This window comes from Nocardioides sp. NPDC047086, from assembly GCF_040643685.1.
Classification (GTDB): Bacteria; Actinomycetota; Actinomycetes; order Propionibacteriales; family Nocardioidaceae; genus Nocardioides.
This window is the reverse complement of the sequence record NZ_JBEYUV010000090.1, coordinates 1-1,112: the sequence shown is the minus strand read 5'-3', so window position 1 is coordinate 1,112 and position 1,112 is coordinate 1. Positions and strand designations below refer to the sequence as shown.

General features: G+C 65.6%; 1 protein-coding gene. It reads left to right on the top strand.

Going from position 1 to position 1,112, the window contains the following annotated elements; translation table 11 throughout:
• Positions 1 to 111 precede the first annotated feature (111 nt).
• Positions 112 to 1,071 (top strand): IS481 family transposase, encoded by a 960-nt coding sequence (locus ABZ796_RS27695; protein WP_357341403.1) that lies wholly within the window; start codon positions 112 to 114, stop codon positions 1,069 to 1,071.
• The last annotated feature ends 41 nt before the right edge of the window (positions 1,072 to 1,112 follow it).

The following is a 1,112-nucleotide window of genomic DNA, read 5'->3' as shown; positions in this document are numbered from 1 at the left end:
CGGAGCCGCTAGGTGTACCCGGTCAAGAGGTTGGTAGCAGGTCGTTGACGTGGGGAGAGCCTCCGGGGTGAGGTGTGGATTGTCTAGATTCACGCCGCCCAGGAGGCTCTCGTGTCCCACCGTAACGCCCGCACCACGTTTCACGGCAGGTTGCTGATCATCGAGCGGCACCGGGCTGGTTGGCCCCGGGCCCATATCGCCAAGGCGATGGGGATCTCTCGTCGCTGTGTCGCTAAGTGGATCGGCCGGTACGAGGCCGAGGGCGAGGCCGGCCTGGCTGATCGCTCCTCGCGACCACACTCGTGCCCGCGCCGGACCACTCCACTGGTCGAGGCCTCGATCGTCGAGCTGCGTACCCGCGAGCGTCGCGGCCGTGACTGGGTCGCGGCCGAGCTGAACATCTCGCCGCGGACCGTGTCTCGGGTGCTGGCCCGTCACGCCGTGCCGCACTTGTGCGATCTGGACTCGATCACCGGCGAGCTGTTGCGGGCCTCGAAGAAGACCTCGGTGCGCTACGAGCGGGAGCGGCCTGGCGAACTGGTACACATGGACGTCAAGAAACTGGGCAAGATCCCCGATGGTGGCGGCTGGCGCGCCGAAGGGCAGACCACTCGCAACCACCGCTCCCGTGTGAACAAGACCCGCCTCGGCTACGACTACGTGCACTCCCTGGTCGATGACCACTCCCGGCTGGCCTACAGCGAGATCCTGCCCGACGAGAAGGGCCCCACCTGTGCCGCGTTCCTCGAGCGTGCCATTGCCTACTTCGCCGAGCGTGGCATCACCCGCATCGAACGGTTGATCACCGACAACGCGTGGGCCTACCGACACTCCCTACGAGCCGTATGCGCCCGCCACGACATCGTCCAGAAGTTCATCAAGCCACACTGCCCCTGGCAAAACGGGAAGGTGGAACGCCTCAACCGGACCCTGCAAACCGAATGGGCATACCGCCAGGTCTTCACCACCAACGACCAACGAACCGCCGCACTTGCGCCCTGGCTCGAGCACTACAACACTCAACGTCGCCACAGCTCACTCGGCGGACTCCCACCGATCAGCCGCCTGTGACCAACGTGTTGACCGGGTACAGCTAGGCGGAGGCGTGTCGA